The sequence below is a fragment of the Klebsiella sp. JB_Kp042 genome (assembly GCF_040065275.1).
GTDB classification, from domain to species: Bacteria; Pseudomonadota; Gammaproteobacteria; order Enterobacterales; family Enterobacteriaceae; genus Klebsiella; species Klebsiella quasipneumoniae.
Window position 1 is genome coordinate 185,481 of sequence record NZ_JBEAJL010000027.1, and the last position, 13,678, is coordinate 199,158.

The 13,678-nt window shown below is 60.4% G+C and carries 12 protein-coding genes and 1 pseudogene; 8 read left to right on the forward strand and 5 right to left on the reverse strand.

Going from position 1 to position 13,678, the window contains the following annotated elements; translation table 11 throughout:
* Positions 1–14: 14 nt before the first annotated feature.
* Both ABLV54_RS10905 and ABLV54_RS10910 read left to right on the forward strand, forming a co-directional pair.
* Complete coding sequence (locus ABLV54_RS10905; RefSeq protein WP_032452561.1) at positions 15–1,412, forward strand: YcjX family protein; 1,398 nt, start codon at positions 15–17, stop codon at positions 1,410–1,412.
* Entirely contained in the window at positions 1,409–2,470 is a 1,062-nt protein-coding gene (locus ABLV54_RS10910; protein WP_050533915.1) for a TIGR01620 family protein, read from the forward strand. The genes ABLV54_RS10905 and ABLV54_RS10910 overlap by 4 nt, the downstream gene beginning before the upstream one ends.
* Before the next feature lie 99 nt (positions 2,471–2,569).
* Here the strand turns inward: ABLV54_RS10910 and ABLV54_RS10915 are convergent, their stop codons facing one another.
* Positions 2,570–3,439 (reverse strand): LysR substrate-binding domain-containing protein, encoded by an 870-nt coding sequence (locus ABLV54_RS10915; protein ID WP_225608547.1) that lies wholly within the window; start codon positions 3,437–3,439, stop codon positions 2,570–2,572.
* Between the two features lie 143 nt (positions 3,440–3,582).
* Between ABLV54_RS10915 and ABLV54_RS10920 the strand changes: the two genes are divergently transcribed.
* The 3 genes from ABLV54_RS10920 to ABLV54_RS10930 all read left to right on the forward strand — a co-directional run bounded on the left by ABLV54_RS10920 (position 3,583) and on the right by ABLV54_RS10930 (position 7,764).
* Complete coding sequence (locus ABLV54_RS10920) at positions 3,583–4,896, forward strand: 6-phospho-beta-glucosidase (RefSeq protein WP_050533914.1); 1,314 nt, start codon at positions 3,583–3,585, stop codon at positions 4,894–4,896.
* Positions 4,897–5,068: 172 nt separating this feature from the next.
* Positions 5,069–6,610: a transcriptional regulator TyrR gene (tyrR, locus tag ABLV54_RS10925; RefSeq protein ID WP_023289362.1), complete on the forward strand. Its 1,542-nt coding sequence runs from the start codon at positions 5,069–5,071 to the stop codon at positions 6,608–6,610.
* Between the two features lie 101 nt (positions 6,611–6,711).
* Positions 6,712–7,764, forward strand: coding sequence for an AbrB family transcriptional regulator (locus ABLV54_RS10930; protein ID WP_348814094.1), 1,053 nt, complete (start codon positions 6,712–6,714; stop codon positions 7,762–7,764).
* Between the two features lie 70 nt (positions 7,765–7,834).
* Here ABLV54_RS10930 and tpx read toward each other — a convergent pair whose 3' ends face one another.
* A complete protein-coding gene (tpx, locus tag ABLV54_RS10935; RefSeq protein WP_008805229.1) occupies positions 7,835–8,341 on the reverse strand; it encodes a thiol peroxidase in 507 nt (168 codons plus the stop codon).
* 102 nt (positions 8,342–8,443) lie between these two features.
* Here tpx and ycjG point away from each other — a divergent pair, with 102 nt between their 5' ends.
* Positions 8,444–9,409, forward strand: a complete 966-nt coding sequence (ycjG, locus tag ABLV54_RS10940) for an L-Ala-D/L-Glu epimerase (protein ID WP_048297345.1) — start codon at positions 8,444–8,446, stop codon at positions 9,407–9,409.
* On the opposite strand, the gene mpaA is transcribed toward ycjG, so the two are convergent.
* Complete coding sequence (mpaA, locus tag ABLV54_RS10945; protein ID WP_050533913.1) at positions 9,406–10,113, reverse strand: murein tripeptide amidase MpaA; 708 nt, start codon at positions 10,111–10,113, stop codon at positions 9,406–9,408. The genes ycjG and mpaA overlap by 4 nt on opposite strands.
* Positions 10,114–10,185: 72 nt before the next feature.
* Between mpaA and ABLV54_RS10950 the strand changes: the two are divergent.
* Together ABLV54_RS10950 and ABLV54_RS10955 are read left to right on the forward strand one after the other, a co-directional pair.
* Positions 10,186–10,278 (forward strand): annotated as a pseudogene (locus ABLV54_RS10950) (hypothetical protein); the annotation flags it as partial.
* 21 nt (positions 10,279–10,299) lie between these two features.
* Positions 10,300–11,916, forward strand: coding sequence for a peptide ABC transporter substrate-binding protein (locus ABLV54_RS10955; RefSeq protein ID WP_048335009.1), 1,617 nt, complete (start codon positions 10,300–10,302; stop codon positions 11,914–11,916).
* A 167-nt stretch (positions 11,917–12,083) separates the two neighbouring features.
* On the opposite strand, the gene ABLV54_RS10960 is transcribed toward ABLV54_RS10955, so the two are convergent.
* Entirely contained in the window at positions 12,084–12,470 is a 387-nt protein-coding gene (locus tag ABLV54_RS10960) for a glyoxalase/bleomycin resistance/dioxygenase family protein (protein WP_023289367.1), read from the reverse strand.
* 323 nt (positions 12,471–12,793) lie between these two features.
* Positions 12,794–13,678: a LysR family transcriptional regulator gene (locus ABLV54_RS10965; RefSeq protein ID WP_023289368.1), complete on the reverse strand. Its 885-nt coding sequence runs from the start codon at positions 13,676–13,678 to the stop codon at positions 12,794–12,796.

Below are 13,678 nucleotides of genomic sequence, written 5' to 3' on the forward strand. Positions count from 1 at the left end.
ATAACGGACTGGCGATGAAGCGACTGAAAACTGAATTGAATGCGCTGGTCAACCGCGGGGTTGACCGGCATTTACGGCTGGCGGTGACCGGCCTGAGCCGCAGCGGCAAAACGGCGTTTATCACCGCGCTGGTCAACCAACTGCTGAATATTCACACCGGCGCCCGCCTGCCGCTGCTGAGCGCTGCGCGCGAAGAGCGACTGCTCGGCGTCAAGCGCGTACCGCAGCGGGACTTCGGCATTCCGCGATTCACCTACGATGAAGGGCTGGCCCAGCTGTACGGCCAGCCCCCCATGTGGCCAACCCCGACGCGCGGCGTTAGCGAGATCCGTCTCGCGCTGCGCTACCGTTCCAACGACTCCCTGCTGCGCCATTTTAAAGACACCTCCACGCTGTATCTGGAGATCGTCGACTACCCGGGCGAATGGCTGCTCGATCTGCCGATGCTGGCGCAGGATTATCTGAGCTGGTCGCGGCAGATGACCGGACTCCTGCAGGGACAGCGTGCGGAGTGGTCGACCCGCTGGCGGCAGTTGTGCGCCGGGCTGGATCCGCTGGCCCCTGCCGACGAGGCCCGGCTGGCCGAGATCGCCGCCGCCTGGACGGATTATCTGCACGCCTGTAAGCGTGAAGGGCTGCACTTTATACAGCCCGGACGCTTTGTCCTGCCCGGCGAAATGGCCGGCGCGCCGGCGCTACAGTTTTTCCCATGGCCTGACGTCGATGCCGTCGGCGAAGCCAAGCTGGCGCAGGCCGATAAACACAGCAACGCCGGCATGCTGCGCGAACGCTACAAGTACTACTGCGAAAAGGTGGTGAAGGGGTTCTACAAAGAGCACTTCCTGCGCTTCGACCGGCAGATTGTGCTGGTGGACTGCCTGCAGCCGCTGAACAGCGGGCCGCAGGCGTTTAACGATATGCGCCTGGCGCTGACCCAGCTGATGCAAAGCTTCCATTACGGGCAGCGCACCCTGTTCCGCCGGCTGTTTTCGCCGGTCATCGACAAGCTGCTGTTCGCCGCCACCAAAGCCGACCACGTCACGGTGGATCAGCACAGCAATATGGTGTCGCTCCTGCAGCAGCTGATCCAGGACGCGTGGCAGAATGCCGCCTTCGAGGGGATCAGTATGGATTGCCTGGGGCTGGCGTCCATTCAGGCGACCCAGAGCGGGCTGATTGAGCTGAACGGCGAGAAAATCCCCGCCCTGCGCGGCAATCGGCTGAGCGACGGTCAGCCGTTGACCATCTATCCCGGCGAGGTGCCGGCGCGCCTGCCGGGGCAGGCCTTCTGGCAGCAGCAGGGATTTCAGTTTGAAAACTTTCGTCCGCAGGTCATGGATGTCGATCGGCCCTTGCCGCACATTCGCCTCGACGCGGCGCTGGAATTTTTGATTGGAGATAAACTGCGATGAGCGAACCGTTAAAACCGCGGATTGATTTTGATGGCCCGCTGCAGGCGGAAAAAACGCCGCCGCTGAAAAGCGCCCGCGCCTTCGACCGACCGGAAGCCGACAACTTCGCGCCGGCGCTTCTGGTGACCGGCGAAGAGGAAGAGGGGGCGGCAGAGGCGGTGGTGGAGTCGGTGCTGCGGCCGAAACGCAGTCTGTGGCGGCGGATGGTCAGCGCTGGCCTGGCGATCTTCGGCGTCAGCGTCGTGGCGCAAGGGGTGCAGTGGACCGCCAACGCCTGGCAGACGCAGGACTGGATTGCGCTGGGCGGCTGCGCTGCCGGGGCGCTGATCGTCGGCGCCGGCGTCGGATCGGTGGCCACCGAGTGGCGCCGCCTGTGGCGACTGCGCCAGCGCGCCCACGAACGCGAAGAAGCCCGCGATATGCTGCACAGTCACGCGGTCGGCAAAGCGAAATCCTTCTGTGAGAAGCTGGCGCAGCAGGCGGGTCTGGATCAGTCGCATCCGGCGCTGCAGCGCTGGTATGCCGCCATCCACGAAACGCAAAGCGACCGGGAAGTGGTCAGCCTCTATGCCCAGCTGGTGCAGCCGGTGCTCGATGCCCAGGCGCGGCGGGAAATCAGCCGTTCGGCGGCGGAGTCGACGCTGATGATCGCCGTCAGTCCGCTGGCGCTGGTGGATATGGCGTTTATCGCCTGGCGCAATCTGCGGCTGATCAACCGAATTGCCACCCTGTACGGCATTGAGCTGGGGTATTACAGCCGCCTGCGCCTGTTTCGCCTGGTGCTGCTGAATATCGCTTTCGCCGGCGCCAGCGAACTGGTGCGCGAGGTGGGCATGGACTGGATGTCGCAGGATCTGGCGGCCCGGCTGTCGGCGCGCGCCGCGCAGGGCATCGGCGCCGGTCTGCTTACCGCCCGCCTTGGTATCAAGGCGATGGAGCTGTGCCGCCCGCTGCCGTGGATCGCCGATGATAAACCGCGGCTCGGCGATTTTCGTCGCGAGCTGATTGGGCAGCTGAAAGAGACCCTGCGGAAAAGCAAAACCAGTCCGGAGAAGTAACCTCCGCTCAGAGACATCGCCGGGCGGCGGTTTGGCCTTGCCCGGCCTGCGAGGTCGAGTCCAGGCTTGCGCACCTGCCGCGCCGCGGGCAATGTCCGGTCATACGCATTCCGCCGCCAGCCACTCGCTGAAGGCGCGAAAGCGCGGGCGCGAGCGGTTCTCCTGCGGACAAATCAGATCATAGCCAAAGGGAGATTCCGCCTCGTCTTCGGACAAGGATACCAGTCTCCCGGTGGCGAGCAGCGGCTGGATCAGCGTTTTACGCCCCATCACGACCCCGAGTCCATTCAGCGCCATCTCAATGGCCAGCGAGTGGTTGTTCACCGCGTAATACCGGCCGTCAAAGGGTAACGCCTGTCCGCTTTGCTGGCACCACAGGCGCCATTCGGCAAACTGATCCTGCACGTCGGTGGATTCGCAGGCATGGATCCAGACGATCGCCGCCGCGTCGCCGCCGCTCAGCGGGCGATACTGCCGGCGATACTCCGGAGAGCAGACCGGCAGCAAACTTTCCGCCATCAACCGTTGTTGATAAAGATCGGGATAGCGCGTGGCGCCGTAATAAATCGCGAGGTCCACCCGCTCCTCGTTAAAATCCATCACCCCGGCGCGGACGCGAAACTGTAGATTTAGTCCCGGCCACTGGGCCTGGAAGCGGGGCAGACGCGGCATCAGCCAAAGATGGGCCAGGGTCGGTGCAATACCAATATGCAGCGTGCCGCGCAGATCCTGTTCGCGAATATCCTCAATTTCATCGTTAATCGCCCGCAGCGAATGGCTCAACGTCGTCAGCAGGCGTTTGCCTTCCTCCGTCAGCGCCAGTTTACGCGTCATGCGAATAAACAGGCGAAATCCGATATGCATCTCCAGCTTGCGGATCCGATGGCTGACCGCCCCCTGGGTCAGGTTCATTTCATGCGCGGCGAGGGTAAAACTCAAATGGCGGGCGGTCACCTCAAAGGTCTGCAGCAGCGCAAGGATGCTTTGTTGTTCAAGCACAGGTTGTCTCCCTTATGCATTAATTTGCTTCATGCATAGGCCGATTTAATTCGTTTGTTACGCCAGTTTGGCCGGTTTTAAATAGTTATATCGTAACTAAACCGAGGTATACCATGTCAGGACTCAAAGTTGTGGTGATTGGCGGCGGCTCCAGCTACACCCCGGAACTGATTGAAGGTTTGCTTAACCGCTATCATGAGATGCCGGTCGCTTCGCTATGGTTGGTGGACATTGAAGAGGGCAGAGAGAAAGTCGAGATCATCGCCGGACTGGCGCGGCGAATGATCGCCAAAGCCGGGCTGACCATCGAGGTGGTGGCTACCCTGGATCGGGAGAGCGCCCTGCGCGATGCCGATTTCGTCTGCTCGCAGTTTCGCGCCGGCTGCCTTGACGCCCGCATCAGCGATGAACGTATTTCCCTCAAGTATGGCCTGATCGGCCAGGAGACCAACGGCCTTGGGGGCTTCGCCAATGCCTGCCGTACCATTCCCATCGCCCTGGCGATTGCTGCCGATATGGAACGACTCTGCCCTGACGCCTGGCTGCTGAACTTTACCAACCCGTCGGGGATGGTGACCGAAGCGATCCTGCGCCACAGTCGCATCAAAGCCGTCGGCCTGTGTAATGTGCCGGTGATTATGCAAAAAGGGGTGACCACCCTGCTGCAATGCGCTGACGAAAAGGAGGTAGTGATGCAGGTCGCCGGCCTGAACCACTTTATCTTCGTGCGCCAGATCCTGCACAAAGGAAAAGAGTGGCTGCCGGAGGTCATCGCCGAGATCAATGCCGGTCGGGATCCGCTGGTGCCGCGCAACATTCCGCCGTTCCGTTGGCCGTCGCATCTCCTGCAGGGCTTAGGCATGATCCCCTGCGCCTATCTGCGTTATTACTACATGAAGGACGATCTGCTGCGTCAGGAGCTGGCGGAGGCGGGCGGCGAAGGGACCCGTGGCGAAGTGGTTAAGCAACTGGAAAAAACCTTGTTTGAACAGTACAGCGACCCGCACCTCGCGGTTAAACCGAAGGCGCTGGAGGGCCGTGGCGGTCAGTACTATTCCGAGGCGGCCTGCGAGCTGATGAATGCCATCTACAATGACAAGCGCATTATCATGCACGTCAACACGCGCAACAACGGCGCCATCAATGGCCTGCCGGATGACTGTGCGGTGGAGGTCAGCTCGCTGATCACCGCTTCCGGTCCGCTGCCCCTCAACGTGGCGCCGTTCCCTGACGATACCCTGCGTTTGCTGCAGCTGATGAAATCTTTCGAACAGCTGACCATCGAGGCCGCCATCACCGGCAACCGCCATACGGCGTGGCGCGCGCTGGTGCTGAATCCGCTGATTGTCAGCGGCGAGAAGCTCGAACAAGCGTTGGATGAAGTGATCGCCCATAACCGCCAGTGGCTGCCTGCCTTCCATGCTTAACCCCCAATTAACCGGCCGGATGGCCGGTTAATTGACCACTGACCGCCTGACTTTACGGCGCAACGCCCATTTTTCCGCCATGCTGTCAATAATTGTTGACAGTTAGCTTCCCGAAAGTCCATTCCTGGCCTATTATTCTCCGGTCATTGGCACTTTTAGGGTGAACACTCCCATGCGTCTTGAAGTCTTTTGTGAAGACCGCCTCGGTCTGACTCGTGAATTGCTCGATTTGCTGGTGCTGCGCGGCATTGATCTGCGTGGTATCGATATTGACCCTATTGGCCGTATCTACCTCAATTTTGCCGAACTGGAGTTCGCCACCTTCAGCAGCCTGATGGCGGAGATCCGCCGTATCGCCGGCGTGACAGACGTGCGCACCGTGCCGTGGATGCCATCCGAGCGTGAACATCTGGCGCTGAGCGCGCTGCTGGTGGCGATGCCGGAGCCGGTGCTGTCGCTGGATACCAAAGGCAGGGTCGAACTGGCCAACCCCGCCAGCTGCCTGCTGTTTGGCCAAAGCCAGGCGAAGCTGCGCAACCATCCGGTGGCGCAACTGATCGACGATTTTAACGTCCAGCGCTGGCTGGAAAGCAGCCCGCAGGAGACGCTGGCGGAGCATGTGGTGGTGAATGGGCAGAACTACCTGCTGGAAGTGACCCCGGTTTATCTGGAAGGGGAGCATAACGAGCGAGTGCTGACCGGCGCCGTGGCGATGCTGCGCTCAACCGTGCGCATGGGACGCCAGCTGCAGACCATGACCAGCCAGGACACCAGCGCCTTCAGCCAGATCCTTGCGGTGGGGCCGAAAATGCGCCACGTGGTGGAGCAAGCGCGTAAGCTGGCGATGCTCAGCGCGCCGCTGCTGATTGTCGGCGACACCGGCACGGGTAAAGATCTGCTGGCGCACGCCTGCCATCTGGCCAGTCCGCGGGCGGGCAAACCCTATCTGGCGCTCAACTGCGGCTCCATTCCTGAGGACGCCGTTGAGAGCGAGCTGTTCGGTGACGCGCTGCAGGGCAAAAAAGGCTTCTTCGAGCAAGCTAACGGCGGCTCGGTGCTGCTGGATGAAATTGGCGAGATGTCGCCGCGAATGCAGACCAAGCTGCTGCGCTTCCTCAACGACGGCACCTTCCGCCGCGTTGGCGAGGATCATGAAGTGCACGTCGATGTGCGGGTGATCTGCGCGACGCAGAAAAACCTGGTCGAGCTGGTGCAGAAAGGGCTGTTCCGGGAAGATCTTTACTATCGCCTCAATGTCCTGACGCTGTATCTGCCGCCGCTGCGCGACTGCCCGCAGGACATTATGCCGCTGACGGAGCTGTTCGTTGCGCGCTTTGCCGATGAGCAGGGGATCCCCCGACCGAAGCTCTCCGCCGATCTCAGTACGGTGCTTACCCGCTACAGCTGGCCCGGCAACGTCCGCCAGCTGAAGAATGCCGTTTATCGCGCGCTAACCCAGCTGGAAGGATTCGAGCTGCGTCCACAGGACATTTTGCTGCCGGACCACGACGTCGCCTCGCTGCCGGTGGGCGAGGAGGCCATGGAAGGATCGCTGGACGATATTACCCGCCGCTTTGAGCGCTCGGTATTGACCCAGCTCTATCGCAGCTACCCCAGCACCCGTAAGCTGGCGAAGCGGCTGGGGGTGTCGCATACCGCCATCGCCAATAAGCTGCGCGAATATGGTTTGAGTCAGAAAAAGGGCGACGAATAATCGCTGAACGCCGGCGACGCTCGTCGCCGGTATCCCGGCCTGCAAAGCGGGCTAAACCTGTATATACTGGTTTTTTAATCCTTTTTCCGGGGTGGTGCATATTGGCGTCGCGTCGCGCGATCGGGCAATGGCTGACATTGCTGCTGCTCTCAATTCTCTTTTCCTCGCTGCTGTTACGCATTCATCTGCCGGCAGCGCTGCTGCTGGGGCCGCTGATTGCCGGTCTCATTTTGAGCCTGCGCGGGGTGAAGCTGAGGATCCCCCGCGCCTGTTATCTGGCGGCGCAGGCTATCGTCGGCTGTATGATCGCCCGCGCCATTAACCCCTCCGTTTTTGGCGTGCTGTTCAACAACTGGGCGCTGGTGCTGGCGATCCTGTTAACGACCCTGGCGATCAGCGGCCTCACCGGCTGGCTGCTGGTCCGCTACAGCGCGCTGCCGGGCGCCACCGGCGCCTGGGGAAGCTCTCCCGGCGGGGCGTCGGCAATGGTAGTGATGGCTCAGGAGTACGGGGCTGATGTACGCCTGGTGGCGCTGATGCAGTATCTGCGAGTGCTGTTTGTCGTCGGCACGGCGGCGCTGGTGGTGCGCTATGCCCTGGGCAACGAGGCGCAAACAATGAGCCAGGCTATCGTCTGGTTTCCACCGTTGACCCTTCATTTCCCTTTAACGCTGCTGCTGACAGCGGCGGGCTGCTGGCTGGGCGTGCGGCTGCGCATTCCTTCCGGCGCCATGCTGCTGCCGATGCTGCTCGGCGCGCTGGCCCAGGGGGGCGGCTGGGTGATGCTGGAGCTGCCGGAGTGGCTGCTGGCGATGGCCTACGCGGTGCTGGGCTGGACGGTGGGACTGCAGTTTAACAAGGCGGTGTTTCTGTTGGCCCTGAAGACGTTGCCGCAGATTATCGCCTCCATTCTTGGGCTGATCCTGATGTGCGCCCTGATGGCCCTCGGCCTGACCCACATTCTGCAGATGGATTTCATGACCGCCTATCTGGCCACCAGCCCTGGCGGACTCGACACGGTGGCGATTATCGCCGCCGGCACCCGGGCGGATATGTCGTTTATTATGGCGCTTCAGACGCTGCGGCTGTTTACCATCCTGCTGACCGGCCCGGCGATGGCGCGGGCTATTTCCCGCTATGCGCCGCGGCAATAAAAAGCCCCCGCAGAGCGAGGGCTGAGTACATAGCATGTCCGCAGGCGCGATGCCCCCGGGCAGTCTGTTATCAGGCTTTCAGGGCGGCCAGCGCGGCGTCGTAGTCCGGCTCTTCGGTGATTTCGTTCACCAGCTGGCTGTAGACAACCTGATCGTTTTCATCGATAACGACCACCGCGCGAGCGGCCAGGCCCGCCAGCGGACCGGCGGCGATGGCGACGCCGTAGTCAGCGAGGAACGAGGCGCCGCGCAGCGTGGAAAGGGTCACCACGTTGCTCAGGCCTTCCGCGCCGCAGAAGCGGGACTGGGCGAACGGCAGGTCAGCGGAAATGCACAGCACCACGGTGTTGTCCAGTTCAGCGGCCAGCTGGTTGAATTTACGCACTGATGCGGCGCACACGCCGGTATCAATGCTCGGGAAAATATTCAGTACTTTACGTTTGCCGGCGTACTGGCTCAGCGCGACGTCAGAGAGATCTTTGGCGACCAGCGTAAACGGCTGCGCTTTAGCGCCTGCCTGCGGAATGGTGCCCTGAACAGAAACGGGGTTGCCCTGGAAATGCACGGTTTGTGACATGGTTATCTTCCTGTTTACATATAGTTAACGTCGCGAGTAGTGTATGACATCCGCCAGCTACACGGCAAACCCTATTTAACATTTACCAGAGAGGACAAGGGAATGCGCAACGTGCGAGTGTATGAGGAAGCCTGGCCGCTCCACACCCCCTTTGTGATCGCCCGCGGCAGCCGCAGCGAGGCAAAAGTGGTGGTGGTGGAACTGGAAGAGGACGGTGTGAAAGGGGTGGGGGAATGCACCCCGTATCCCCGCTATGGCGAGAGCATCGCTTCGGTCATGGCCCAGGTGATGGCGATCGGCGAGCAGCTGGAGGCGGGACTTACCCGCGAACAGCTGCAGCGGCTGCTACCGGCAGGCGCCGCGCGCAATGCCATTGACTGCGCCCTGTGGGATCTGCAGGCGCGGCGCGAAGGCAAAACCTTGCCCCAGCTGCTGGGGGTGACGTTGCCAAACCGGGTGATCACCGCCCAGACGGTGGTCATTGGCACGGCGGATCAGATGGCGGCCAGCGCCGCGGCGCTGTGGCAGAAGGGCGCTCAGCTGTTGAAGGTGAAGCTTGACGACCGGCTGATCAGCGAGCGGTTAATCGCTATCCGACAGGCGGCGCCGGAGGCTACGCTGATTGTCGACGCCAATGAATCCTGGCACAGCGAGGGGCTGGCGGCGCGCTGCCAGCTGCTGGCGGACCTGGGCGTGGCGATGCTTGAGCAGCCGCTCCCTGCCGACGCCGATGCGGCGCTGGAAAATTTCGTCCATCCGCTGCCAATTTGCGCCGACGAGAGCTGCCATACCCGGGAGAGCCTGCCCAGGCTGCGCGGACGCTATGAGATGGTCAATATCAAACTGGACAAAACGGGCGGCCTGACCGAAGCGCTGGCCCTCGCCGAGGAGGCAGAACGACAGGGCTTTGGACGGATGCTGGGCTGTATGCTCTGCACCTCGCGCGGGATCGCCGCCGCGCTACCCCTGGCGCCGCTGGCGCGCTTCGCCGACCTCGACGGCCCGACATGGCTGGCGGTGGACGTCGAGCCGGCGCTGCGGTTCAGCACCGGGGTGCTTCATCTTTAAGCCTGCCAGCGCAGCAGGTCGGTCATCGCCGGCAGGTAACGCTCGGTTGCCTCGTCGGCGGAGACCGGCGGGAACTCAGCGGTGATGCAGGGGAGTCCGATATCAGCACACCAGCTGCCAAAGGAACCTGGGGTGTCGTAGCCCACGCTGCCGACCAGCGGCAGTGAGAAGGCATCGGCCAGCCAGTGTCCCAGCGGGCTGTGTCCCGGGTCTTCGATGCAGGCCAGCGGATCGTGAAAGGAGACCACCCACGCCGGATGGATCTGATGGATCAACTGACACAGGGCCTGGGTCTCTCGCTCCGAGCCCGGCTGTTCGCCGGTCAATAACACCACGTCTCGTTCCGTCGCCGCGCTGTTCCAGCGGTACTCCGTTTCCCCTTGTCTCCAGTTAGCGGCCGGAAAGTTACGGTTGAGGTCAACGCCGCGGGCGTTGGCGCGCAGCCCGAGCTGACAGCCGTCAGGATTGACCGTCAGCACCACGTGGTGGCGGCGCAGCTCCGGCTTCAGGGTGCGCAGGGCGCAGGAGAGGGTCACAATCGACGAATTCTCATCGCCGTGGGTGCCGGCAATAATCAGGCCGCTGCGGCTGTCGGCCATCGGCGCAGGAAACCACAGCAGCGGCGCGCCCAGTTCCGAGCTGCCGTACTGCCGGGTCCCCGGCGGAAAGTCGCCGCGCTGCGGGCGAGGACGTGAAATAGACATAGGGCTTCCTGTGTGTCGTTATTATGTAGTGTTGGCGAAAAGCGTGTTGGAATCAAACCCATTCCCTGAGGCGTGAAATCCGACGGCACATCAATTTTCTATCATATGTTGTTTGCAATTTCAGGTGATGAAACAAATAATTATCGCTCTGTTGGCGGTGTTTTTTCTCATTTTAAAGGGGATCTTATGAAGTATCCTGTCGCTTTGACATGCGGCGCGCTGTGGTTAGCCAGCGTATCTTCTCTGGCCTGGGCGGCGGACGTACCGCCGGGCACGGTACTGGCGAAAAACCAGCTGTTAGTGCGCCATATCAAAGATGAACCCGCCTCGTTAGATCCCGCTAAAGCGGTGGGCCTGCCGGAAATTCAGGTGATCCGCGATCTGTTTGAAGGTTTAGTCAATCAGGATGCGAAAGGCAACCTGATCCCGGGCGTGGCGACCCGCTGGCAGAGCAACGATAACCGCGTCTGGACCTTTACCCTGCGCGATAACGCCCGCTGGTCCGACGGCACGCCGGTCACCGCTGAGGACTTCGTCTATAGCTGGCGGCGTCTGGTGGACCCGAAAACCACCTCGCCGTTCGCCTGGTTTGCCGCGCTGGCGGGGATCGCCAACGCGCAGAACATCATTGACGGCAAAGCCGCGCCGGAGACCCTGGGGGTCACCGCCGTCGACGCCCACACCCTGCGGGTGCAGCTGGATAAGCCGCTGCCGTGGTTCAGCAACCTGACCGCCAGCTTTGCCTTCTACCCGGTACAAAAGGCGAACGTCGACAGCGGGGCAAACTGGACGCGGCCCGGCAGCCTGGTGGGCAATGGCGCCTATGTTCTGAAAGATCGCGTCGTGAATGAAAAGCTGGTAGTGGTGCCCAACACCCACTACTGGGATAACGCCAAAACGGTGATCCAGCAGGTCACCTTTGTGCCGATCAACCAGGAGTCCGCCGCCACCAAACGCTATCTGGCCGGCGATATCGATATCACCGAATCTTTCCCGAAAAATATGTATCAGAAGCTGCTGAAGGATATTCCGGGGCAGGTGTATACCCCGCCGCAGCTGGGCACCTACTATTACGCCTTTAATACCCAAAAAGGGCCGACGGCGGACGAGCGGGTGCGACTGGCGCTGAGTATGACCATCGATCGCCGGGTGATGGCGGAGAAAGTGCTGGGGACCGGGGAAAAACCGGCCTGGCGCTTTACCCCGGACGTAACGGCGGGCTTCACGCCGCAGCCGTCGCAGTTTGAGAGCATGAGTCAGGCCGAGCTTAACGCTCAGGCGAAAGCCCTGCTGGCTGCCGCTGGCTATGGCCCGAATCGCCCGCTAAAGCTGACGCTGCTGTATAACACCTCTGAGAACCACCAGAAGATTGCCATCGCGGTGGCGTCGATGTGGAAGAAGAACCTCGGCGTGGAAGTGAAGCTGCAGAATCAGGAGTGGAAAACCTATATCGACAGCCGCAACACCGGCAATTTCGATGTGATCCGCGCCTCGTGGGTAGGGGATTACAACGAGCCGTCTACCTTCCTGTCGCTGCTGACCTCCACCCACAGCGGAAATATCTCCCGCTTTAACGATCCGGCATACGACAAAATCCTCGCCCAGGCGGCGGTGGAAAATTCAGCCAAAGCGCGTAACGACGATTACAACGCGGCGGAGAAGATCATTATGGTCAAAGCGCCGATTGCGCCGATCTATCAGTACACCAACGGTCGGCTGATTAAGCCGTGGCTGAAAGGCTACCCGATCACCAACCCGGAAGATGTGGCCTATAGCCGTACCATGTATATCGTTAAACACTGATGCGTACTGGCCTCCTGCTCAAGGCAGGTAGCCATTGCTGAACCCGGAGCTGGCGCGGATTACGGCGCCAGTTTCTCCTGCTCACCTTCTCCCGCCACAGTAGAAAACATCACTTTTCTGGTAGTATGGCCGACTGAAACCAGGTCTAACCCTCTGAAAGCGAAGCATCAGAAGATCTCATCCGCTGGGTTTTTGTCATGATGCTCAACGTATTCGGCAATCATACCATCCGGATGCTGAACCAGCATGTTCCAGCCGGTTGGCACGATCTTCACCGGGTTGATAATCGTTGCTCCGGTGGAAGGCAGATGTTTCTCCCAGGCGGAAATGTCGTTGACCAGGAAAGTGGCCTCGGTAGCGCGAAAAGGCGCCAGGCTTTTCTCGGTTCCGCCGATTAAAAGCACCGAACCCACCTGCGCCAGTTTGAGGTCGTATTCGGGATAGTCGAAGCGCAACCTCGCCTTCTGCGCGATGAGGTTTTCATAGAACGAAACGGTTTCTTCATAACAGATCAGCAGCACGCATCGACGGATCAGAATATTGAGGACTTTCATTACGCCTCCTTTGCCATTGACGTAGCGATAGCCTGGCAGTCCTGAGGTGGAATGCAATGCTTAAGCGTTTTAGAGGTATTTCAAGAACAGGCGTGGGTAGGCGAAGAAAAAGGGTTTGCGCAGCAGGGAAATATGCGTTGTGTAACTTGTTACGAAGCGGTGCTGTATTATAACTTCATAATCAAATAGGCAAGTCGCAAAATTAATACTGATAAAAGATCATTTCCGCCTTGCATGACAATTTGCATAGTTCGGAATTAAGCGAAAGCTCTGAGCTCAGCCCCCTCCGCCAACCGATACCTGCTACGCGCAGGCATCCTCTGCTACATTCGCAATGTATCAATCACTGCTCTCAGCGCAGGCGATACATTGCGGTGCGGGTAATAGAGAAATGAACCTTCCAGACGCTGGCTATAACGCTGGAGCACCCGGATAAGCGTGCCCTGCGCTAGATCGTCGGTAATCAGTTCTTCCGGGACATAGGCCAGCCCCAGACCGAGCCTGGCCGCTTTGGCTTCCATATAGCTATCGGCGAAAGCCCACTGTCCCTGCGGCGGATGAGTTATTTTTTTGCCATCCACGTTAAGTTCCCAGGCGTAAAGGCTGCCGTCGCCAAACTGATAAGCGATGCAGGGGTGGACGACTAAATCGGCGGGCGTTTGTGGAAAGCCGTAGCGTCGAAAATGTTCCGGTGTACCCACCACCGCCATCTCCATATCGGGCGAAATGCGCACCGCAATCATGCCGCTTCCGACTTCCGGGCCCAGACGTACGCCCGCATCGAATCGCTCCGCAATAATATCGACAAACCGGCTTTCGCTGATCAGTTCCAGTCTGATATCGGGATAGCGTTGTTTAAATACTGCCAGCTTCGGCAGCAGGACTTTATCAATGGCATGCTGGCTGGCATTGATGCGTACCGTACCGGAGGGCGTTTGACGATAGTGGGCCAGCGTGGCGAGTCCCATATCTAAGGCGTCGAAACCGGATTCGACATTGTGATAGAGCTGTTCACCCGCCTGAGTGAGCGACAAACGGCGGGTGGTGCGCACCAGAAGCTGAACGCCCAGGCGCTCTTCAAGTTCACGAACCGCACGGCTTATCCCGGACTGCGCCAGGCCAAGTCGTTGCGCTGCGGCGGTAAAACTGCCTTCCCGTACCACCTGCATAAACAGATAAAGGTCATTATAGTTTTCCCGTTTCGCCAT